At 54.5% G+C, this 22894-nt stretch carries 21 protein-coding genes; 12 read left to right on the forward strand and 9 right to left on the reverse strand.

Features of this window, described 5'->3' with window-relative positions:
* Window positions 1-57 precede the first annotated feature (57 nt).
* Window positions 58-648: a hypothetical protein gene (locus tag BHW66_RS09160; protein ID WP_128153925.1), complete on the reverse strand. Its 591-nt coding sequence runs from the start codon at window positions 646-648 to the stop codon at window positions 58-60.
* A gap of 212 nt (window positions 649-860) precedes the next feature.
* Here BHW66_RS09160 and BHW66_RS09165 point away from each other — a divergent pair, with 212 nt between their 5' ends.
* The 6 genes from BHW66_RS09165 to BHW66_RS09190 all read left to right on the forward strand — a co-directional run bounded on the left by BHW66_RS09165 (window position 861) and on the right by BHW66_RS09190 (window position 7887).
* Window positions 861-1955: a DNA adenine methylase gene (locus BHW66_RS09165; protein WP_022197223.1), complete on the forward strand. Its 1095-nt coding sequence runs from the start codon at window positions 861-863 to the stop codon at window positions 1953-1955.
* 25 nt (window positions 1956-1980) lie between these two features.
* Window positions 1981-2868 (forward strand): tyrosine recombinase, encoded by an 888-nt coding sequence (locus BHW66_RS09170; protein WP_022197222.1) that lies wholly within the window; start codon window positions 1981-1983, stop codon window positions 2866-2868.
* Between the two features lie 224 nt (window positions 2869-3092).
* Window positions 3093-4163, forward strand: coding sequence for a hypothetical protein (locus BHW66_RS09175; RefSeq protein ID WP_217730133.1), 1071 nt, complete (start codon window positions 3093-3095; stop codon window positions 4161-4163).
* A gap of 593 nt (window positions 4164-4756) precedes the next feature.
* Complete coding sequence (locus BHW66_RS09180) at window positions 4757-5233, forward strand: hypothetical protein (RefSeq protein ID WP_240043186.1); 477 nt, start codon at window positions 4757-4759, stop codon at window positions 5231-5233.
* 111 nt (window positions 5234-5344) lie between these two features.
* Window positions 5345-6625, forward strand: coding sequence for a hypothetical protein (locus BHW66_RS09185; protein WP_217730131.1), 1281 nt, complete (start codon window positions 5345-5347; stop codon window positions 6623-6625).
* A 101-nt stretch (window positions 6626-6726) separates the two neighbouring features.
* Window positions 6727-7887, forward strand: a complete 1161-nt coding sequence (locus BHW66_RS09190) for an iron-containing alcohol dehydrogenase (RefSeq protein ID WP_102733355.1) — start codon at window positions 6727-6729, stop codon at window positions 7885-7887.
* A 238-nt stretch (window positions 7888-8125) separates the two neighbouring features.
* Here BHW66_RS09190 and crcB read toward each other — a convergent pair whose 3' ends face one another.
* A complete protein-coding gene (gene crcB / locus BHW66_RS09195) occupies window positions 8126-8494 on the reverse strand; it encodes a fluoride efflux transporter CrcB (protein WP_022197217.1) in 369 nt (122 codons plus the stop codon).
* Window positions 8495-8773: 279 nt separating this feature from the next.
* Between crcB and BHW66_RS09200 the strand changes: the two genes are divergently transcribed.
* On the forward strand, window positions 8774-9736 hold the full coding sequence (locus BHW66_RS09200) for a PfkB family carbohydrate kinase (protein ID WP_046436248.1): 963 nt from the start codon (window positions 8774-8776) through the stop codon (window positions 9734-9736).
* A 180-nt stretch (window positions 9737-9916) separates the two neighbouring features.
* Here the strand turns inward: BHW66_RS09200 and BHW66_RS09205 are convergent, their stop codons facing one another.
* Entirely contained in the window at window positions 9917-11233 is a 1317-nt protein-coding gene (locus tag BHW66_RS09205) for a bifunctional UDP-3-O-[3-hydroxymyristoyl] N-acetylglucosamine deacetylase/3-hydroxyacyl-ACP dehydratase (protein ID WP_022197214.1), read from the reverse strand.
* 155 nt (window positions 11234-11388) lie between these two features.
* Between BHW66_RS09205 and BHW66_RS09210 the strand changes: the two genes are divergently transcribed.
* Entirely contained in the window at window positions 11389-12300 is a 912-nt protein-coding gene (locus tag BHW66_RS09210) for a nucleotidyltransferase family protein (RefSeq protein WP_215833463.1), read from the forward strand.
* Between the two features lie 2 nt (window positions 12301-12302).
* Window positions 12303-13052 (forward strand): phosphodiester glycosidase family protein, encoded by a 750-nt coding sequence (locus tag BHW66_RS09215; protein ID WP_161994040.1) that lies wholly within the window; start codon window positions 12303-12305, stop codon window positions 13050-13052.
* On the opposite strand, the gene lnt is transcribed toward BHW66_RS09215, so the two are convergent.
* Window positions 13019-14908 carry an apolipoprotein N-acyltransferase gene (lnt, locus tag BHW66_RS09220; protein ID WP_215833464.1) on the reverse strand — a complete coding sequence of 630 codons (1890 nt, stop codon included), beginning with the start codon at window positions 14906-14908 and terminating at the stop codon, window positions 13019-13021. The genes BHW66_RS09215 and lnt overlap by 34 nt on opposite strands.
* A 137-nt stretch (window positions 14909-15045) precedes the next feature.
* On the opposite strand from lnt, the gene BHW66_RS09225 reads away from it, so the two are divergent.
* From BHW66_RS09225 to BHW66_RS09235, 3 genes are all read left to right on the forward strand, one after another.
* Window positions 15046-15279 carry a ferredoxin gene (locus tag BHW66_RS09225; RefSeq protein WP_012420949.1) on the forward strand — a complete coding sequence of 78 codons (234 nt, stop codon included), beginning with the start codon at window positions 15046-15048 and terminating at the stop codon, window positions 15277-15279.
* A 72-nt stretch (window positions 15280-15351) separates the two neighbouring features.
* On the forward strand, window positions 15352-15795 hold the full coding sequence (locus tag BHW66_RS09230; protein WP_094139589.1) for a DciA family protein: 444 nt from the start codon (window positions 15352-15354) through the stop codon (window positions 15793-15795).
* Between the two features lie 82 nt (window positions 15796-15877).
* Window positions 15878-17878, forward strand: coding sequence for a family 20 glycosylhydrolase (locus tag BHW66_RS09235; protein WP_046436255.1), 2001 nt, complete (start codon window positions 15878-15880; stop codon window positions 17876-17878).
* Between the two features lie 48 nt (window positions 17879-17926).
* On the opposite strand, the gene BHW66_RS09240 is transcribed toward BHW66_RS09235, so the two are convergent.
* The 5 genes from BHW66_RS09240 to BHW66_RS09260 form a co-directional block, all read right to left on the reverse strand.
* A complete protein-coding gene (locus BHW66_RS09240) occupies window positions 17927-18883 on the reverse strand; it encodes an acyltransferase family protein (protein ID WP_046436257.1) in 957 nt (318 codons plus the stop codon).
* A 74-nt stretch (window positions 18884-18957) separates the two neighbouring features.
* On the reverse strand, window positions 18958-19236 hold the full coding sequence (locus BHW66_RS09245; RefSeq protein ID WP_046436258.1) for a hypothetical protein: 279 nt from the start codon (window positions 19234-19236) through the stop codon (window positions 18958-18960).
* Between the two features lie 59 nt (window positions 19237-19295).
* Entirely contained in the window at window positions 19296-21110 is a 1815-nt protein-coding gene (gene ccsA, locus BHW66_RS09250; RefSeq protein WP_094139587.1) for a cytochrome c biogenesis protein CcsA, read from the reverse strand.
* A complete protein-coding gene (locus BHW66_RS09255; protein ID WP_237970219.1) occupies window positions 21100-21834 on the reverse strand; it encodes a cytochrome c biogenesis protein ResB in 735 nt (244 codons plus the stop codon). The genes ccsA and BHW66_RS09255 overlap by 11 nt, the downstream gene beginning before the upstream one ends.
* 105 nt (window positions 21835-21939) lie before the next feature.
* Entirely contained in the window at window positions 21940-22863 is a 924-nt protein-coding gene (locus BHW66_RS09260) for a siderophore ABC transporter substrate-binding protein (protein ID WP_022197205.1), read from the reverse strand.
* Window positions 22864-22894 lie beyond the last annotated feature (31 nt).

Consider the following 22894-nt stretch of genomic DNA (forward strand, 5'->3'; position numbering starts at 1 on the left):
AAAGAAAAAGGGGGATGTCCCCATTTCCGGCCCCCTCTTCCTTCCCTTGTATCCGCATCAGCTTCCGATACGGAATCTTCCATCCCGGTCCGCCCGGGGAGGAAGTCCGCGCGAAGGAACGGATCTTCTGGAAACGGATTCCTGGCTGGCAGAGGACGGCTTGACGGAGCGGATTTCCGGGCGGGAGGCAGAAGCGGGAACAACCGTTTTTCCCGGTTGCGTGCCGTGGGAGGAAGGGAGAACAGGAACGGTTCCGACAACCGTTTTTTGCCGTTCATGGGCCTTATAGGCGCGTTGCAGGGTAAAATCCCGCTGTTCTCCCGGTCTCAGGGAATAATCCGCCTTTTTGGGAGCTCCGGCTTTTTGCGCCAGAGGTTCCACGCGCCGCTGCAGCTGTGCGGCGGCATCCAGTTTGCCTGCCACCCATTCCGGATTCCATTCCGGCTCGGATATTTTCAGGGACTGAAGCAACTGCGCCGCTTTTTTGCCGCTTTCCAGGGCTGCCTTATAATCCCCCTCCTTCTCCTGCCGTGCCGCGCGCGTCAGGGAAAGGTTGGCTTCGTAAAAAGTGTCTCCGGGATTGCCAAAGGCCGTTGTAGCCGCCAGGAACATGCAGAGCAGGGAACAGGGTAGAAACTTCCTTTTCATGATTGTTGGCACGATAACATGATTCCTCGTTTTGGAAAGTCCTTTCTTCCGGCATGTTTTGCGCAGGGCCGGACTCCGTTTCCCTTGCGGATAGAGGAAAGGTTCTCCATCCCGCACCCCGGAGCAACTTGACGGAAAGTCCGGAGTGCCGTATGCTGGGCGGGACCTGCTATATGACCCGGAACGAGCCATCATCCCTTCCAGCTCCGCAGATGGAGGAAGATCCCAGATTCCTGACGGAACAAATTGTAACCTATTTGGGCAATAAGCGTTCCCTGCTTCATTTTCTGGGGACGGGACTGGAACAGGTGAAAAAACGCCTGGGTAAGGAAAGGCTGAAAGCAGGGGATCTTTTTTCCGGCAGCGGCATTGTGGCGCGTTTTCTGAAACAGCATTCGGAAGAGTTGATCGTCAATGATCTGGAGGAATACAGCCGGGTCGTCAATACCTGTTACCTGAGCAACGCGGAGGAAGTGGAAAATCTGGAGCTGGACAGGCATTACAGACGCCTGCTGCGGTATATGGAAACGCATGAATCCCCAGGCTTCATCACGGAACTGTACGCTCCCAGAAATCCGGACTGCATCACGGCGGATGACCGCGTTTTCTATACGCGCCGCAACGCCGTGTACCTGGATACGGCGCGGCAGACCATCAATTTGCTTCCGGCAGAAATCAGGCCCTATTTTATCGCTCCTCTACTGGCGGAAGCTTCCGTCCACACAAACACGTCCGGCGTATTCAAAGGCTTTTACAAAGACAGAAACGGAATCGGCAAATTCGGGGGAACGGGGGGCAACGCCCTTTCCCGCATTCTGGGCGACATTTCGCTGCCGTTTCCCGTGTTTTCCCGGTTTGACTGCCGGTATTCCATCCATTGCCGCGATGCCAATGAACTGGCTGCCGAGCTTCCGGAAATGGATGTGGTGTACCTGGACCCTCCCTATAACCAGCATCCGTACGGTTCCAATTATTTCATGCTGAATTTGCTGTCTTCTTATGAAAAGCCGGAGGAAACCAGCCGAGTTTCCGGCATTCCCGCAGATTGGAAACGCTCCATGTACAACAGCCGTCAGCATGCTCCGGAGGCCCTGTTCCGGCTGCTGGAGGATTGCCCGGCCAAATTTATTCTGCTTTCCTACAGCTCGGAGGGATTCATCAACTATGAGGAAATGACCGGTTTCCTTGGACGCCTGGGCCGTACCGTTACGCTGGAAACGCCGTATGCCGCGTTCCGGGGCAGCCGGAATTTCAGAAACCGTCCTCAGAACGTGACGGAATTCCTGTTCCTGGTGGAACGGTTTTAACAGACAACAGGAAAGGCAAGCCTCCATGCAGACTCATTTGGAACGCTTCATCCGTTTTCTGGCCGCGGAGAAAGGCTTGAGCACCGCCTACCAGCTTTCCGTGAGACAGACTCTGGAGGAATTTGCCCGGTTTCTGGAAATGGAAAATACCGGCCTTGCCCAAACGGGCATTGATACGCTTTCGGCATTTCTGCGGCATTTGCAGGACCGGGGCATGGCCCGCAGCTCCATGCGGGTGGAAATGGTGCATCTGCGTATTTTTTTCCGGTGGCTGGCCGGAACGGGAATACTGGAAAAAGACCCTTCCGTATTTCTGGAAATGCCCCGGCAGGGGCTGTCGCTTCCCCATGTGCTGGATCAGAAAACCGTTTCAAGTTTGCTTGAAAGCATTGACATTCAAGATATTCCTTTAGGATGTAGAGACAGAGCGCTCCTGGAGATGATTTACGCCTGCGGGATGCGTGTTAGCGAAATAATCAATTGCAAATTAGAGAGTTTTGATAGAGATGAAGCTTTTGTCCGCGTGCTGGGGAAGGGGGATAAAACCCGGCTGGTGCCCGTAGGGAGATCCGCTTTGAACGCTTTGCAAATGTATTTGGAAAAAGGAAGACCCAAACTGGTCAGGACAGTGACGAAAAGTCATATCTTTCTGACAATGCGCGGTCGACCGTTGACGAGGGAGCGGGTTCGCCAAATTCTCCGGGAACGTGCCAGAGCCGCAGGACTGGAACAGCATGTTTTCCCGCATATCCTGCGCCATTCCTTCGCCACGCATCTTCTGGAAAACGGAGCGGATCTGCGCATTATTCAGGAGATGCTGGGTCATGCCGATATTTCAACCACCCAGATCTATACGCATTTGGAGCAGCAGCGGCTGAACTCGATTCATCACCGCTTTCATCCCAGAGGATAGGAACGCTAATTCATCATTCATTCCCATGCCGCGTTTTTTCACATCCTCCCAATCATATCATAATCATTTAAATATTAACGCCCGGAGAATTATTCTACCGGAATTATATTTGGCATTACATATATTATGCGAAGTATAGTTTAGGCAGCATTCTCCCATTCTCATTGGACGGAAAACGCGCTCTGTCACTTGACAAATATGCAAGCATTTCATAGCTTCATTAAATGAGTGGCCCTTGCCTTGTCCGTACCGTTGCCATTTTCATCCTTTTTTCATCTTTTTCCCTTCTTCATGCCGAAGATGAGGAATTTTCCGATATCATGGAACTGGTATCGGAAACGGAGAACTGTTCCGCCAAACTGGCCCGTGACAAAAACGCGACGGAAGAACAGAAGAAGGAAGACAGAAAGCGCAGGAAAATCGGCATTGGAGAAACGGTCACCGTTACCCTGAACTGTAAAAAACCGTTTTTACTGGAACCGAAGGATCAAATCCAATGGAAAGTGATTGAGGGAAAAGAGTTGCTTGAAGGCGGTCTGAGAAAAATCCCCAATAGTTATCACTCGGTAACATTTCAAATAAATCCTTGCGCCAGTAAAGAACAAATTCAGCAGTCCGGAGGGAAAGTAGCCATTGAAGTGGAAACAGAACAGGGAACAGCCCTCCCCCGCCCTATTGAATTTGACGTGGTTTTCCCTGAACATCTTACTGCGGAACATGAAACTTTGGGCGGGATGGTTAAAGGCGTTCCTGCGGCAGATATGGGATTTCCAAGGGATGGAGATTCTGCACATGGAGTTTCTGCCCAGCTTCTCGTCTCCATCCATCCCCTGGACGTCTGTTTTGACGGGGTCTATGTAATTGAAAAAGACAAAGGCTATGCAGGAGCTGCCGGAAGCCTGGCTCAGACTCATTCGGCGGACAGCATCTGGCGTGTAGGTATCGACAATCGTTTTGACCAGCACGACAATATCGGCATAAAATCCGGGAAAAACGGGGACATGCAGTGGGATGAGATTCAAAGTTATGACGCTGACGGAAATCCTGTCTATAAACATTCGTATCCCAACGCATTCACATGGAATTGCCTGTTCAGAACATACCAGTTTATGGGGAATAAAGAGGGGATATCCGATATCTCCACTGTCTTTCAGAGGTTTTATATAGAGACAGAGGCAATGGCCTGTTTTACGCCAGAATCCGAAAATTTCTGGTTGATCCCGAAAAAAAGGATGAATGTTCCGTCGAACGCACTACCGGCGGCAGCCATATTTTTAAACCCTGATATAATATAAATATGATGATAAAATCTCGGAAGAACTGTTTTCTGACTTGTTTTGCCGCCATAACGCTGTTTGCTGTCTTTTTTTCTGTGACAGCCTTGCCAACGTTCGGCTCTATCCCGACAGATTCGCAGGAATTGACATTCCATGCAGATCCTGTGCTGAAAGAACTTAAAATTCTGCTAAAACAGGGAGATCTGGTAAAGTTTTACCAAACAGCCCACACCCATATGGGGCAGCTTGAGTGGAGAGACATCAGAGGGGGAGTTTCCCCGGATAAGCTGGATCGGTTATTGCTGATCGCCCGGCTAGCTTCCGCAGCCCCCCTGTTTAAAGAAAACGAGAGCACGCCGTTCGAACAAATGACGCAGGATTTCGATTCGGCAGGAGATATTCGTCTCAAGGGGAAAGTTATGGTAGATCTGGTCATCATTTCCAAAATCAATCTTAGGCAACAATGCTCTGCCGTGAGAAAGAAAGAAGTGGGGCAGCTTTGCTCCATTTACGCGGCAACGATGCTGAAGATGATGAAAGAATCCTACATTCCTGATTTCGAGGGCTGGAAGAAGGAAACCATGGAAAGAAAAACGGCGGCCTGGAAAAGAGTGTTTGACGCCAAATGGGAGTCTTTCCTGAAAGAAAGAAACGAGAGAGAGGAGCGAGCCAGGAAGGAGCTATCCATACCCTTCAAACAGAGAATGAGAATGAGACAGCAAACAACGGAAGAGGAAAAGAAAAAGGATCGGGAATTCGCGGAACAGGACGACGCCTATATGCTGGAGGCTCGAAAGGAATGGGACAAAAAAAGGAACCTGTCCAACATTCTGGGGTCCATGGGAGGAAGGAACTCCAGAATCAGATCATTCCTCAAAGATGGAGGAGGAGGTTTATTACGAATTTTATTGGACAACTACCCCGGCAAAGCCACCGAAGTGTTTAAATACCTGAAGCTGGCGGGATATGAGGAAGGAGAAATGATGGAGTTGGTTGATCGGGAGGAGGGAAAAACCGAAGAAACGGAATTTTTGTATCAAAGCCCGTTGGGAAGAAAGTTCCTTAAAGAGAAGAAACAAAAGAAATAATTCCTGCCAGAGCGCGGAATCATGATATTTTTAGTTTGCAAGGGTATTTTATCTTTTTGAGATTCCTTCTCTCTTGCCAGATCACCTTTCATCCTTCATAATAAAAAAAGCATGAATACTTTCGTTTCTCTTTGCCTGGTCGGGAGCCTCAGCCTGGGTTCCTTTTGTTATGCTCAGTACATGGATAACGATGCCAAGAAGAAGGTAATCAAAGATTTGGATAATCTGCTCGCTCTGAACAGGTCTGCGGAAACCAAAGTGATCAATGCCGCTATCAGCAAACTGAATTCCGCCGGCAGGGATCCCGGCGCCGCATATGACCTGCTGATCCAGTCCAAGAAATTTCTGATGGAAACAGAAAAGGAAAAGGACAGGAGCCAGGGAAAGAGCGCCAAAATCGCCTCCAATTCCATGAAGGACTGGATGGACCGTGAAGCGAAGAAGTACCAGGATAAAAATGCCCGTAAAGGATTAATGCTTCAATATCAATGGGGTGTTCTCGTCCTCAAGGCGCGCCTTAAGGAAAATTTAATGAACGCCACTTCCCATTCCTCCGGCGGAACAGCGGAGGAAATCCTGGATGTTACGGAGTTCCAGAAGCCGGCCATGGATTTGCTGAATGCCTACCTGTCCGCCTGCTCAGACCCTGATTTTATCGACCCTTCCTCTTCCAAAAATAATAATGGAGCGGCCGGAAGAGCCGGCGCCCGTATTGCGGAACAATCCGTCCTGAATACGGAAGTGGGTGAGGCCCTGGGCATCAGCAGCATGTCTTCCAAGGCTTTCCCGGATTCCATGAAGAACCGGGATGAGATTTTTGACAAACTGTTCTTTACCGGATACCGGAAGACCCGCAACCTCCCTGCCCTCAGGCAGGCATGGAACAAGAGAATTTCCATGGAAGTGGCTCTGGGAAAAATCAGCCATGCCATTTCTTCCGGAAAGAAGTCCGGCATGCAGGGCCGCATCGCCAATGCGTCCGAAGACGAATTTGACGAGCAGGGAGCCGCCGTTCTGGATCGGCTGCGCTGGCGCTGCGAACTTGATTGCTTCGACTTGGGAGACCAGGCAAACGCTACGCGGAATATGATGGCGCTCATCCGGACGACGGTGGATCCCGTGCGCCGGGAACAGGGTATCCGCACCCTCCGGGATAAACTGGTTCAGAGCATGAAGAGCATGATTGATTCTCCGGAAGAAGGGGGCATGGCTGACGGTTCCGCTTCATCCCCTGCTCCACGCCCTGCCGTGCGCGCGCCCAAAAGGAAGACGCCCTCCACCACGATCACGACCAGTCGTGAAATGGATGATCCCGGTGCCATTGGAACGGATGTGCCGTCACCGCCCAAACCGGATCCAACCCGGAGCGACGATTTTTTTGAAGACGTTTAACGTTCTTCAGACAAAGATGCTGCCCGAACGGCGGTTTCCCTGTTCATGGAATGCACAGAGCATCCTTGACGTCCGGAACCGCCGTTTTATACAGTAAGGGCATGTATCAGCCATTTCAATTTTTCATGCCCGCGCAAATCTTCTTCGGCGCGGGTTCTTTGGACAATCTTGGTTCCGCTCCCCTGCCCGGCACCAAGGCCCTGATCGTCATCGGTGGCACGTCCGTCAAACGCCTCGGATATCTGGACCGCGTGCAGGCTCTTCTGAAAAAACAGGGAGTGGAAAGCGTCGTTTTCGACAAAGTGCAGCCCAACCCCGTGGTGGAGCATGTGATGGAAGCCGCCTCCCTGGCCAGGGAAACGGGGTGTGATTTCGTCATCGGCCTGGGCGGGGGCAGCAGCATGGATTCCGCCAAGAGCATCGCCGTGATGGCAGCCAATCCCGGGAACTACTGGGATTACATCCAGGGCGGTTCCGGCAAGGGGCTTCCCATTCCCAACAAACCTCTTCCCATCGTCTGCATTACCACTACGGCGGGAACCGGAACGGAGGCGGATCCGTGGACCGTCATTACAAAGGAGGACACGCAGGAAAAAATCGGTTTCGGCTGCAGGGGTACTTTCCCCACCATGTCTATCGTCGATCCGGAGTTGATGCTTTCCGTACCTCCCAAATTAACGGCATACCAGGGATTTGACGCCCTGTTTCATGCCGTGGAGGGATATATGGCCACAATCGCCTCTCCCATGGGGGACATGTTCGCGCTCCAGGCCATTGAATACATTGCCAAATATCTTCCGCGCGCCGTGAATAACGGGGATGACCTGGAGGCGCGCGCCTATGTGGCTCTGGCCAATACCTATTCCGGATTTGTGGAAACCATTTCCTGCTGTACGTCGGAACATTCCATTGAACATGCCCTCAGCGCCTTCCATCCTTCCCTGCCCCACGGCGCGGGGTTAATCATGATTTCCTGGGCCTACCATGAAGCCTACGCGCCCTCCTGCCCGGAACGTTACGCAAGAGTTGCCGCGGCCATGGGGCAGGAGGCCTCGGTGGACGGGTTCCTGAACGGCTTGAACAAACTGAAGGAAGCCTGCGGCGTGGACAAGCTGAAGATGTCCGAGTTCGGCATTACCCCGGATTTATTTGACGAATACGCTAAAACGGCTTTTTCCACCATGGGCAACCTGTTTGAGCTGGACCGTTGCAAATTGACTCCGGCGGACGTGGTTAGCATCCTGGAAAAATCCTATTCCTAGGAACAAGCCGTCGAGGAAACGCAGGCCGGGCGGGCAGCTTTCTTGTATGGCAGCCCGTCCGGCAAAAGATTGTTGTCGTTCTGATGCGTTCAGGAATGCCAGCCATTTCCGTCATGCCGGGGCATTCCCTATAGAGAAGGAGCATGGTTCGGTTGGCTGTCCATTTTCCATTTCAGCAGTTCCCCTGTAACACAGCGCGGCTGGACATGTGTCGCGCCGGGGTTGCCATGTTGTTCTCTTATCGGGCGGCCAGATAGCCCAGGCCAATGGCAAGGAGCCCCCCGGCAAAGCTGATGAGAGTGTAAAGGAAGAAGGCGGAGAAGTTCCCTTCCTTCAACAACAGGAAGGATTCATTCATCAGCGTGGAAAAGGTGGTGAAACCGCCGCACAGGCCTGCGGTAAGAAAGAGCCGCGTTTCCGTATGCGGCAGGTTCCGGTCGAACAAACCGTAGAGGGCGCCCAGGATAAAACATCCCAGCAGGTTGACAGCAGCCGTACCCCAGGGGAACGAACTTGCCGAATTGACCTGGACGAAACGGGACAGCAGGAAACGCAATATGCCGCCCGCAAAGCTTCCCAGACCCACCATCATCAGCATTTTTATCATAGCGGCTTTTCTACGTTTGAATAGAAAATAAAGTTCCGGAGCAATCCCGAAATCTTCCGGGAAAAAGAACTGCCGGCTACGTTCCTGAAAACTGGTCTGGAAACATCCGTGCCTCCTGGTGAAGCCCTTTAACTGGAAACAGACTTCTGCGGAAGCTGTCGGCCAGTATGCCGGCAGAACCCATTTCCTTTAACGCGTGCGGATAAAATACCCTGTTTTTTCCATATCGCCAGCCTTTTTGTTCTTGATTGCAGGGTAAAACCGTATTTCCCTTTTTCCATGTCCCAGCCCCTTCTCGTTACCGGAACCATCGGAATTGATACCATCCTTACTCCCAGCGGCAGGGCGGACGGCGTTCTGGGCGGTTCCGTCTCCTTTGCGGCCGTGGCCGCCCTTTTGTTTGCCGACCGCGTGGATGCCGTCAGCATCATCGGGGAGGATTTCCCCGCCCATTATGAAGCGGCCCTTGAGGCCAAAGGAGTGTGCATGAACGGGGTAGAACGCAAGAAGGGGCCTTCTTTCTCCTGGACCGGGGAATATTTTGACAATATGAACAAGCGGAGGACCGTTTGCGCCAATGATTCCGTGATGCTGGAATGGGATGTGCACGTTCCGGAGCCTTTGAGGAACCATCCGGTTCTGGTTTGCTGCTGCATGGTTCCGGCCCAGCAGCTCAAGTGCATGGAACAATGTCCGGACGCGGCGCTGGTGCTTTCCGATTCCATGGACAAGTGGCTGCGCCGCCAGCCGGAATTGCTGGATGCCGTGATCAGCCGTTCCCATATCACCATGATGAATGAGGATGAGGCGAAGGAATATGCCCAGGCGTCCACCGTCCTGGAAGCCGGGGAATTCCTGCTTTCCAAAGGCGCCGCGTACGCAGTGGTGAAACAGGGGGAATACGGAGCCACGCTTCTGGGCCGGGATGTCGGCGGGAATCTCCGGATGTTCCGTTGTCCCGCCTATCCTCTGAAAACGCTGGTGGACCCCACCGGCGCGGGGGATACGTTCCTGGGGGCTCTGGCCGGCTATTTGTCCACCCTGCCTCCCGGCCTTCCTCCGTTTGAGGAAGTGAAGAAGGGAATTGTGTATGGAACGGTGGCGGCCTCCTTCACCTGCGAGTCCTTTTCGGCAGATGCTCTTCTTTCCATGACCAAAGAGACCTTTCGCCGCCGTCTTGAAGAGTACGCGGAGATGTGCCGCCTGCCTGATATCCGGCTCTTTTCCGCAAGTGACTGTTAAGACGGGATCAGATCTCCTGAAAAGGAGGAAATACCGCCCTTGATTTCGTTTTCCGGTCTCCGTTTTTGCGGGATGTCCGGAATGTTCAGGTAAAGAAAGCCCGGATGCGGAACATGAAAAACCCCGGCGTGGCATGCACGGCCGGGGTTTCCGTAAAAACAGGGGATGCAGTCGGCGGGATCAAGCATCCTGAAGGCCGAATTTAAGCTCGGCTTCCGAAACCACCTGTCCGTTCACCAGGCAGCGTGCCGTCGCCTGGCCAATGTTTCCGCGCATCTTGGTCAGCTCCGCTTCAATGATGAGCGTATCGCCGGGAACCACGACGCGGCGGAATTTTACCTTGTCCGCACTCATGAAGTAACCGAGCTTGCTGGCATTGCCGGGCTGGCGCAGCATGACGATGGAGGCCACCTGGGCCATGGCTTCCACCTGGAGAACGCCCGGCATGACCGGATGGCCCGGGAAGTGGCCCTGGAAAAAGAGTTCGTTCATGGTCAGGTTCTTCAGACCCCGGCACTTGGTTTCTCCTTCAAAACCGATAATGCGGTCCACCATCAGGAAGGGATAGCGGTGCGGCAGAAGGCTCATTACTTCGTTGATGTCCAGCACGGCGTCTCCGTACGGCACGTTGACGGGATTGGGAGCCATTTGCTGGTTGCGGTGGTGTTCCTTCTTGAGCTTGGCCGTGAGTTCGGTGTTCGGGCCGTGGCCCGGCTTGATGGCGATGACGTGGCCCAGAATGGGCTTGCCGCACAGGGTCAGGTCCCCAATAAGGTCCATGGCCTTGTGGCGGGCGAACTCATTGATGAAACGCATGGGTTCCTTGCTCATGAGCTCCTCGCCGCGGATGACCACGGCGTTTTCCAGGCTGCCGCCCTTGATGAGGCCCTTTTCCAGCAGGGGCTTGATGTCTTCGTAGAACGTAAAGGTGCGGGCCGGGGCCAGTTCCTTTTCATACGTTTCCGGCGTGATGACCGCGTCAAAGTACTGGGTGATGCGGTTTTCCGGTCCCACGCAGGTGACGGAAACGCGGAATTGCTTGGAGGGGAGAATGGTCAGGATGGAACCGCCCTTGGTTTCAATGGTGACGGCCTCGCGCACTTCCAGATAGCGGCGCGGCACATCCAGTTCCACGATGCCGGCGCTCTTGATCAGTTCTACGTAGGGGGCTGAGGACCCGTCCCCGATGGGCGGTTCATTGGCGTCCATTTCAATGACGGCGTTGTCAATGCCCATGCCCGTGAGGGCGGAGAGAATATGTTCCACGGTATGCACTTTGACGGAACCTTCAGCCAGGCTGGTGGCGCGTTCCACAGTCTGCACCTTTTCCACGTCCGCGCTGATGAAAGGCTGGTCCGGAATGTCCACCCGGCGGAATTTAATGCCGAAGTCGGCAGGAGCCGGCTTCAGGGTCAGGGTAACGGGCTGTCCCGTATGCAAAGAGGTACCGGCCAGGGAGGCCGGAGAGCCGACAGTTCTTTGGTTTCCACATGCCATGCGGGGATGCTAGTGAATGAGCTTCCGTTTGGAAAGCACGAAATCACGGATTTTCCTTTAAATTCGGGGAAGAGGCGGCATGCCGGCGTGTCATCCCGGAAAGAAGAGGATAAAGGGCGCTTGAAAAAAAGCCGCTCACCCAGTAGTGATGTTCCATGCACATCACAGCAGGCCTCCGCATTTCCCGTGCGTTTATTCTCGGCGCCGGGCTGGGTACCCGCCTGCGCCCTCTCACCGACATTCTGCCCAAGCCGCTGATTCCCTTTTTCCATGAGCCCCTTATTCTGCATTCCATGCGCCGATGCTACGATTGCGGCATACGGGAGTTCATCATCAACACCCACCATCTGGCGGCAGCCTGGGACAAAGTGTTCCCTGAACATTCATGGAACGGCTGCCCCGTTCATTTCAGCCATGAACCCGTGCTGCTGGATTCCGGCGGCGGCGTCAAAAAGATAGAGCCCCTGGCTTCCGCGGAAGAGCCGCTGCTGGTGGTGAACGGAGACATGGCGGCCACATTTGATCTGGGCCGCCTGCTGGAGGAGCATTTGAGCCGCCGCCCTCCCGTGACGCTGGCCCTCCGCACCTCCGGAGATAAGAAAAACGTGGGATTTGATTTTTCTTCCGGCCTGGTGACGGATATGAGGCACGCCCTGGGCCGCGACCCCGGATCCTACCAATTCACCGGCGCGTACTGTATGGAGCCGGAAATATTCCGACGCATCCCTTCCGGGGAAGCCGTTTCCATTATTCCCCTGTTTCTGGATTACATCCGGGAAGGACGCCTGCGCGGCATTCTGGCGGACGACGGGTTGTGGATGGACATGGGAACACCGGAGGCCTATCTTCAAGCCCATCTGGATTTCCCATCCCCCGTTCCACGCATCCACCCCCAGGCCAGAGTGTCCCCCCGCGCCTTTGTGGACAGCCATTGCGTGATAGGCCCCGGAGCTGCGGTAGAGGACGGTTGCCGCCTGCAAGGCTGCGTTGTCTGGCCGGGCGTATGCGTGCCTTCCGGCACTTGCGCGGAACGCCGGATTTTCTATTGTTCCCCCACCGATTACTGACGATGCTTTTTCTGCGCCTGCTTCCCCTGATATTGTGCTTTTCCGGCCTGGTTCACGCAGAACACCGCGTTTTCACCAGGAAGGACGGATTTTTGTCCATGCGGGACAAGCTGAACGTGTATTTTTTCCGTTCTGATACGCACCGCCTGCTGGTAAGGGATGAAGGGAGCGTCAAAACGCCCCGGTACGGCTCCCTGGACAAGGCCATGAGGAAAAGCCCCTGCGTGGCCGGAGTCAACGGAGGATTCTTCAGCGCAGACGCGGAGGGAACTCCCCTGGGCCTGGTCGTCCAGGACGGCAAACGGCTTTCTCCGCTGGCCACGGGATCCTTCGCTGTTTCCGGTGTCGTTTACGAAGGAGGCAGAGACGGATTAACCCTGATCCGCAGTTCCGTGCTGAGGCGCATGAGAAGACTGCCGGCCATGCAGGCGGCTATCCAGGGGGGGCCCTTTCTGGTGGAGAACGGCTCCGCCGTAAAAGGGCTTAACGCGCAGAAGTCCACCTACCGCACCTTCATTGCCACGGACGGCGGCAGGAGATGGTGCATCGGCGTTTCCTCCTCCCTGACTCTGAAGGAGCTGGCAGCCTGGCTGGCGGCTCCCGGGGCATTGGGAAATTTCCGGGTGGAAACGGCCCTGAACCTGGACGGCGGCTCTTCTTCCGCCTTCTGGTGCCATGAAACAGGCATTTCCTACCCTGCGTTCAAACAAGTCAGGAATTATCTGGGCGTAGCCCCCGTGGAACGCCGGTAAACTCCGTTCTCCACGGGACCATGGACGCGTTTCCCTGCGCCTATCCTGCGCAGCAACAGAGCCGCGAACATCAGGAAACAAACCAGGACGGCCCAGTCGCCCAGCATGGCGTACAGGGTTATTTTCGTACAGCCCACAGGCAATGTGGCAGCCATCACCCCTCTGGTAAACGGTGAACCGGAGGAATCCCGCAAATCCGCAATAACCGCGCCGTTGGGGGCCAGAGCCACGCTTACGCCGGTATTGGCGGCACGGACCATGGCACGGCGCAGCTCAATACACCGGAACGCCGCATTGCGCCAATGCTGTTCGTTGGCGCAGGAACGGTTGAACCACCCGTCATTGGTCACGTTCACCATCAACTGGGGCTCCTGCCGGATGAAGCGGCGCACCCAGCTTCCCACAACATCCTCAAAGCAGACAAGAGGGATGACCCCCACCGTAACGGAGCTTCCGGGACGGATGGGCACGGGAACGGGGCTGGAGGAACGCCCGGGCGTATAATTCAGGCCCATGGCTGTTCCGGCGGAAGCCTCAAAGGCTTTTTCCAGAAACGGGAATGTTTCCCGCATAGGGATATATTCACCGAAGGGAACCAGCATGGCCTTGGCGTGCGGACGGGCTGTGGAATAATCCCCCTCAAAGACGGTAAGGCAGTTGTAAGCCCGCGCCACACGCCCCTCATCAGACAGGTAAATATCATCCGTGCCCGTCAGCAGGATAAAATTGCATATCCCGTTCCGGAGGGCCTGGACGTAATCCTCTTCCGCGCTCAGAAAGTTGACATTGTCCTGATTGGGGAAGCGTTCCCCTGTGGAATCACGGTAAAACGTGGAAATGGGGAAGGAACTTTCCGGCCAGATGACCCATGCCGGCATATCCAGGGAGGCTTCCGCGCCGTTTTTGACCGCCTGTTCCAGAGCGCGGTTTTGAAGATCCAGCATTCCCTGTTCCGTCATGTCCAGCAAAGCCCGGTAAATGCTTCCCCGGTTGGCCGGATCCCATTTTTCCTTCTGGCTCAGATTCAGCTGCACGGCCATGACGGGAACGGTAAGCCTGCCGTTTCCCGTAACCGCGGCAGACTGGGGGGAGTAGCGAGCCGTCCAGCACACGCCGACGACAAACATGGTTAAAAGAACCGCCACCAGGATGAAAAAGTCCCAGGGAACGGTACGTCTGCCTTCATGGACAATCATGGTTCCGGCCCGGCGGCAAACACGCCAGAGCCAGACGGAAAAGACGGCCGGAATAAAGGCCAGCGCCGTCACGCCAAAGTATTCCGCCCATTGGGCCAGCGGATTTCCGTACAGGGCCACTCCCAGATTGTTCCAGCCGAAACCCGGTATCAGCCAACCCCGCCCCCATTCCAGGCATACCCATAAAGCGGCGCCCGCCAGAGCGGCGGAAGCACTGGGCAATATGTCGCCCATGGCCCAGGCTTTCCAGGCGGCCCGACGTTCCTTTGCCGCCAGCTTCGCATCAGGCAGCGGCCGGGCGTCCGGACGGAAGAACACTCCCATGACCAGAGCCCAGAGGCCGGGAAACAGGCCTCCGTAAAAAATCATCAGGGGAATATAGCCCAGCGTGCTGACTTCATTGACCCACCAGAAGGAAATGCCGTAAAATACTACCCCAAACATCCAGCCATACAGGGCGTATGCCAGCATTCCCCTTTTCCCCTCCCGCCTGCGGCCGTACCACAGGGCTGTCAGCAGAGGCAGGAACCCTATCCATACGCACCCGCCCCAGTCCACCGGGATAAAGGCGCAGGCCATCAGAATTCCGGAAAAAGCGGCCAGCAGCAGCCCTGCCCACACGGGCAGGAGACGAGGGAGGGAAGCAGGTGGGATATTCATCGTGAAAAGCCTTTTATTCCGGGAACGGGAATGCCGCCATTGTCCCCCATGCTGACTCATTCCTGCAACAAAAAAGATTGCAAAATTTACTCAAATGCGGAAATAGTGGGCGCAGTTCATACAACCCATCATACACAATGGCAGATATCGACGAAAAAACACCTCTAAACGTCCCCGGCAAATTTTACGTGGACAGTTCCTGCATTGACTGTGACCTTTGCCGCGAAACGGCTCCAGAAAACTTTGGACGGGATGACGATGAAGGAGTATCCTATGTCAAGAAGCAGCCGGACAACGACGAAGAGCTGAGCGCCTGTGAGGAAGCCCTGGAAGGCTGCCCCGTGGAAGCGATTGGCGACGACGGCGAATAATATTCCCCCATATATTATTTTAACCGCCCGGGGCTGTTGGTATTCAACGCTCCGGGCTTTTATTTTCCCCCTATGTCCTCCCCCTGGTTTCCCTACACGCCGGACAGAGACCGTCCGGATCCCCACGCCTCTCCCGTCCGGTATGATTATCTTTCCCGTGACGAACAGGAGGTGAGGCAGGCGCTGGCGGACTGGTTCCAGATATCCCCCGCCACCAGTGAAACACGTAACCTCCATACGGCGGAATCCCTGCTGGGGGATATTCTGTCCAAGCTTCCCCTGGACGGCGACGGGATGGATCCCGAATTGCTCCGGGCAGGATGGCTGAAAGCTGCGGGGCCATTCCTGGGCCAGCAATCCAACCTTCTTTCCATTGTCAAGGGAGTGGCCACCATTCAGGTGCTTCAACCGGCCATGCGCTACCATCTCCAGCAGTGGCAGGGAGCCCTGCTGGGAAAACTGAAGGACCAGTTCGGCAAAGACGCCGTTCATTCCATCCGCATACGGATAGGATAATTTTATACTGCGTAAAATGTTTTCTTTTGCAATTTCTCTGTTTCCTTGAAAAATCATTCATCATTCACGTGTAATATTTGCCATGCGATTATCCCTTTCCGCGCCTTTGCTGGCTTCCGGCCTGATGCTTTGTTTTACCTCCTCCCATGGAGACTGGACATCCCCGCACCCTCTCCAGCAGGAAAAAGCCGCTCCGGTCCCACTGATTCCCTTCCCGTCCCAGGTGGACTGGAAAACGGGAACATGCCCTAAAAAGGCTCCCGTTTCCGTGAAAAAAAACGCGTCCCTGTCCAAGACGCTGGGCAAGGAAGGGTATGAACTGCGGATCCGCCCCAACGGCATTCTGATTACGGCCGCTGACGATGCGGGCGTTTTTTATGCCCGCAGAACGCTGGACCAGCTGGGAGCCAGGGGAGATTACCCGTGCTGCGACATCAAGGACAGCCCCGCGTTCGCCATCCGGTGCTTCATGCATGACGCAGGCCGCCATTTCCGGACTGTTGAAACACTCAAGGCGGATATTGATGAAATGGCCCGGCTGAAAATAAACGCTTTTCACTGGCATCTGACGGATTACCCCGCATGGCGCATCCAGTGCAAAAAGTACCCTGTTTTGAATGATCCCTCCAAGAGGATTCAGGGACGGGACGTTAACGGCACCTACTCCTACGACCAGATACGGGACTTATTCCGCTACGCCAGGGAGCGCCATGTCCAGATTATTCCGGAAATCGATATGCCCGGGCACAGCACCTATTTTAAAAACTGCTTTGGCTTCCCGATGCATGATCCCAGAGGCATCAACATTCTGGAAGAACTGCTGGAAGAATTTTGCAGGGAAATTCCGGCGGAAATGTCTCCCTACCTTCATATAGGAGCGGATGAAATCCGCATTCCCAACGGAAAGCAGTTTGCGGACCGGATGGCGGCCAAGGTCAAATCCCTGGGACGGCAGCCCATCCAATGGGCGGGCAACAATGACCTGCCTGTGTCCGGAGACAGTTATGCCCAGCTGTGGAATGATGAAAATTCCGTAGGCCTGCCGGATCCAGCCAGGCAGAAGAATCCCTACTTCGACTCCACGGCAGGATACGTCAATTCCTTTGACCCCGGCATTCTGGTGCGCAGGAATTTCTTCCGCCAGCCCTGCGGAACGGCCAGGGGAAACAACCATTCCCTGGGCGTCATTCAGTGTCTATGGCCGGATACCCGGGTGGAGAACAAAAAAAACATTCCTGTTCAGAGTCCCCAGTGGCCTGCCATGTTCGCCATGGCGGAACGCAGTTGGAAAGGAATTCCAGAGGATGGTTCCCGTTTTGCCGGCAGTCTGCCGGAAAAGAACACGGAGGCTTATCAGGCCTTCTCTCTGTTTGAAAAACGCATGGAAGCCCTGGCCGGAAGCAGGCCTTTCCCTTACTGGAGGGATTCTTTCGTGGAATGGACGGTATTCGGCCCCGTTCCGCAGGACAGGCAGGAAGAAGTAAGAAATAACCTGCTGGCGGGCAAATCTCCCGCAGGGTTGTCTTCCATCCAGACGCGCGGAGGCAATTTGTATTTCCGTACCCGTGCGGGTGCGGAGGGTCTATTTTCCAAGACAAAACCGGGGAATACGGTATGGGCGGAGACGACGTTTCACTCACCCGTGGAGGGCACCATGCACGCTATGGTGGGGTTTGACGCTCCGGCCCGTTCCACACGGCGCTGTTCCGGAGTACCGGCTGCCGGGGAATGGTCCCAGTGCGGCACCAGAATATGGGTAAACGGCAAGGAAATGAAAAATCCCCAGACTTACAAACTGGCAGGCCAGCGGCGTTACGAAAAGCATACATGGAATTCGCCCGCAAATGAAATACCCTTTGACAACGAGGAATTCTGGTGGGCCCGGCCTCCTGTTCCCTTTCAAGTGAAGGCCGGGGAAAACAGGATCCTGATAGAACAACCGTACACAGGAGAATTCCAGTCGTGGGGAGTCAGCTTCATTCCGGTGAAAAAAGCGGGAGACCGCTGGATTGCCGACCCAAGCTATTATGCCAAACCCAGGAGAGAGAAACAGGATGACGTCTCTCCGGTGCCATCAAAGTAAGCGACAAGGAACACTCCCGGCGGAGCTTCCCGTCCATTGTTTCAAAGGTCATTTTCCCCCGCTCATCAGGACGAGGGAACAGGGGAAACAGCGTTTGAGGAATACGTAAACGCTCCGCGCCATCATGTAAACCGCGGGAACCAGGCACCACCACGCCCAGGCAGGCCAGGGGGAGGGAAAACAGCTCTCTACGCCCATCAGGGCTATCAGAACAAAAATATGGGAACAATACACGAAAAAGCTGCCGGACGCCCACCGGGCCAGCTTTTCCGACCAGCCGGGGCTGACGGCTTTTACAATAATTCCGAAGCTGAGGAAGGCCAGAACGATCAATCCTGAAAAAGAGCCGTCCGCAATCAGGAAAGAGTCCGTACAGCTTGCCCAGACAAGAACCACGGAGGCTAAAAGAATGGAACCATGCACGGCAAGGGGCATGTTGCCCCAGCGGTTCAGACAGCCCGGTGCGGCGGACGCCAGCATAACGCCGAGCGCAAAATCACCAAACATGTACGGACTGGGCCATGCCAGGGAGTCGTCCCACCGGTGCAGAAACAGGCAAAACAGGCCAAAGGCGTAAAGAGCTGGACGGAAACGGGAGAGCAAAAACGCAGCCAGGGTAAACATCATCAAGTCTCTCAGGAACCACATTGGGGTCAGCATGGGACATGTTCCCAGCCCAAACACGGAAGCCAGCGAACCAGGGGAAAGAGGCATGCCCGCCGCCAGCCAATAGGCCGCGCACCAGAAAAGATAAGGCCGCAGCAAAACCAGCAGGCGGCGGGCCGCCCACGTTCCGGCCCCCTGTTCATCAAGGCCGGAGGCGGAAAAATACCCCGCCAGCAGGAAAAACGTCGCCAGCGCCGGACCAATCAGCCATTGGTTGGGAGGAAACCCCATGGAAGGAACGTGCTGCATGATAACCACCAGCGTCGCCAGCAGCCGAGCAATCTCCACCCAAGGCAAACGAGGGTGAATTTCTTTACCGGACGCAGGGGAGACGGTCATGACAGCCCCATTCTGGATGATTGCTTTAAAAAAGCACTATTTTTTATTGATTTTATAGACGAAAAGCGGCCTTATCAGGCCTTCACAGGCATCGTATTATGGAAAATACCTGAAAATGATTTTTTTCTCATATTTTCATTTACGGCTTTATATTTCCATATGGGAAACAGCATTTCTTTCTGCACGCATTCCGAGCGCAGAGGCTGCATCAATACACGCTCCTGCACTGGATATTCTCTGATTTTGCCGAAACAGCTGCTGCCACACCACCTGCATTGATAAATGGTGAAATGCATCTGCCATATTGCAGGTTCTCCCGAATGGTTCTCCCATTGCAATTCCGTATTTTCCATTCATCAATGCCGTATGTCGCGAACGCCTCCCCTTCCCTGCCCGATGGTTCGTAAAATCATCAGCGGCTCCTTTGGGGAATCAGGGCTGAAGCTGCCGCAAGGACCTGAAGGCCCACAAAAAGGAAAAACCAGAACCAGCCACCTTCCACAAAACCGTAGGAGTGCAGGCCAATCCCCATGAGGTTGACACCGAACCACCCCCAGGCTGCTACGATATTTCCGAGCGAGGCAAGAACGAGGAAGCCTTGACAGGAACAGACGTGTAAAAGGCGGGCATGGAGGGTGCAGGAGCACCAAAGGAGTGTCATTAAGGCACCGTTTTCTTTAGGGTCCCATCCCCAAAACCGTCCCCAGCTCATGTCAGCCCAGATGCCGCCGAGCATTGTCCCCAGAAAACAAAAGAAGAGCGCCACGAGAAGGATGCGATAGACTCCGCAGGACCCGGCTTTCAGCCCCTTTTCACCCTGTCCGAAGCCGAAGAAACGGGCCACCAGATGATATGAGGCTAAAAACCCGGCAAAAAAAACACTTCCGTAGCCTATCATGATGGTCATTACGTGCATGGTGAGCCAGAAATTCGAATTGAGAACGGCACGCATCATGCCCATGGTATCGCCGCTGTAGGGCAAATTCATGGCTACCAGCAGTGAGAGAAGGCCGGAAGCGCAGGCGACCGCGGCAACAGGAAGCTGACGGCGGAGAATATAAAGCGTCCCGCCGAATAATGAGGCTACCACGCCCGCAAAGACGACTGAGGAATACAAATTGGTAACCGGGGGGCGCGATTGAATGTACATGCGGGCCGCAATGCCGAATAAATGCCATAATACCGCCATACACAGAAAGACCGTCGCAAAATGCAGCAATGCCTTCCGCCGCTTGAGAAACAGAGAGACTACGAAACAAACCAACGACATGCCGTAGAGAAGGAAGCCTCCAAAGAAGGGTTCGAGAGCATTGATGCAATGCTCGAAATGCAGTTTGAAAGAATCCATGGGCAGTATTGACTCCAATTCCCCGGAAAGTTGACGCAGAGTCTCTGCAGCAGTAGATTCATCTCCGGCAGCATAGGCATCGCAGGCTGCGGCATAGGCTTTCAGGGCGGTCCGCCCGGCGGGACTGAGATTTTTTTCGAGCAGAGCAGCAGCCGGAGTCAGGTAGCTTCCCTCATGTGGGATTACTCGCAGGGCCACATTCGGGTCCGCTTCTTCTACCTGCACAAGAGCCTGGAGGAATTGAAAATAGCGATTGGCACGGTAGAGCCGGTCAAGCGAGGGATGGCGTTTTTCGCGTTCAGCGGCTTCAAGCTCTGCTGAAGCTTCAACCATAGCTTCATGCCATGCATCAAGCGTCCCCAAACAGCCCGATGTCCCCTCCAGGCGGAGAGCGAGCGCAACGCCGGCCTGCTCATAAACGGCGAGTGCGCCCAGTATGGCTTCCGCGGCATGGGCCTGATGAGAATTGCCCCGCAGAGAGCCGCGCAGCAGGCCAGCCTTCTCAACTGCATCGGCATAGGAAAAATAACGGCCTCGTCCGCCAAGGAATTCGACCATATCCCTGTTATCCGAACGCAGAAAAGGTTCGCCGGCCATTTTTGCCGGGCAGGCGTTTAATGCCAGCAACCACTTCACCGGCCCGGTCCGAGAGCCTCCAAGATTCACCGACGTGCGGCCGCTTGCCAATTTAAGGGAATCCGCCGCTGCGCTTGAAACCGGCATCACTCGTCCTGCCTTCAGGCATGGCAGCGCTCCAGGTGAGGGCGCCCCTATGCCGTCAAATGAGGAAAAAGAATCCCCCAACCTCTGAAACAGAGGCGATAATGCAATCACAAGAGCAACGAAAAACGCCGTAAATAAAATAATTTTACACTGCATGTTTTTTTCGGGCACGCAGGGTTGAGAGAAAAATCAGCAGCATGCCCGCAAATACGCCGAGCACCGATATCCACGGAAAAAAGCGCACCGGATTACGTACGGCTGTGATTACACTCGTGCGGCCCCCATTGGCGTAACTGTTCTGGTAAAAAATCCAGCCTCCAAAGGAGACCGGAGCATTCATGCGAATAACCGTTTCCGTGCTTTCCCCGCCGCGCATGAAGCAAACCTCGCTTGAAAAGCTGCTGGGGATATCGCTTCCCGTCCATGTCCGGGCATCAAATTTTTTCAGCTTTACTGAAAAACCAAGGGGGATATTTTTCCTTCCATTCCCTCCGCCTGCCAGTATTTCGTGTGAGACCTCACCTGCATCCAGAACGAGTATTCCCTCCGTACGCAGAAAATACTGCAACGCCCCCGCCAAAATCAGCACTACCAGAAAGGCATGCGTGAGGCTCACTCCCACGCCGTGCAGTGTGAAGCGCGCACGCCGGAAAACAGACGCCGAAATATTCAGTACGGCCAATGCCCCTACGCCGGCGCCGCCAATCAGAGGAATCATCCCGAAGGAAAGGCAGCCCCAGCTTTCAAAATACCTGGCCTGCACAGCGGAAACATCGATAGACCGCGCCTCAAGAGTGCCGAGAAAAATGAGCAACACGGCATAAGCCATCAGCGCGCACGCGAGACGGGGAGATGCCATCCACTGCAAAATTTTCTTCATCAGCAGATCCTGAATGAAAAAGGGCCGCACGCCTCTGCCGCTCCAGCCGGGAAACGGAAGCATAGGGTCGTGCGGCCTGCTTCGTGATGAATAAGGACGGAATAATTATTTTTTGTCCGTGAAGGCAGCTTCCACTTCAGAGATCATCTTGTTCAGAGAAATGATGCCGCCGCCGGAAAGATACCATACCTGCGGGTCAAGCAGGATGATGGCGCCGTTTTTAGCCGCCTTCGTTTTGTTCACAAGCACATTGTTGAGGACATTCGGATTTTTGGCCGAACGGCCGATAGCAACCGAACGGTCCACCACAAAGATGATATCGGGATTGAGCATGGCAACGTATTCATAAGTCACCTGCTGCCCATGAACCCCCACCTTGATGTTTTTATCGGCCTGGGCCACCCCCAGGGCATCGTGCACCAACCCGAAGCGGGAACCCGAACCGTAAGCGCTTACCTTGCCGTCGTTCGTGAGGAGAACGAGAGCTTTCTTGCCGCTGGCCTGGGCCTTGTCTTTCGTACGGGTTACGGCTTCATCAATGTTTTTGACGGCTTCGGCTGCCTTTTCGGGCACGCCGAACACATCACCCAGAAGCCTGATGTTTTTCTTGGCTTCCCCCAGCTGATCCTTGGCCAGAATATCGACCAGGTAAACGGGGGCGATGGAGGAAAGTTTCTGATAATAATCCTGCTGACGTCCTGAAATAATAATCAAGTCCGGCTTGAACGCATTGATGGTTTCAATATTGAATTCCTTGACCGTTCCAAGATCCGTATATTGTTCTCCGGAGAATTTGGAGAGGTAAGGAGGAAGGAATTTTTTGGGTAAAGCCAGCGCGGGAGTGACGCCCAGTTCGCTGATGGTCTCAAGCGAACCGTAGTCCAGCACGGCGACACGTTTCGGATTGACCGGAAGCTCGACCGTGCCCAGCGTGTGCGTGGCGGTGATCGTTTTGGCTTCATCTGCCGCGGCCATGGAAAGACCGGGAAGAATCAATGCGGCCAGAAATGCGGTGATTGTTGTTCTCATATTATTTGTTATTGTTTGTTGTTTTTGGAAT

Source organism: Akkermansia sp. 54_46, assembly GCF_001917295.1.
Lineage (GTDB): Bacteria > Verrucomicrobiota > Verrucomicrobiia > Verrucomicrobiales > Akkermansiaceae > Akkermansia > Akkermansia muciniphila.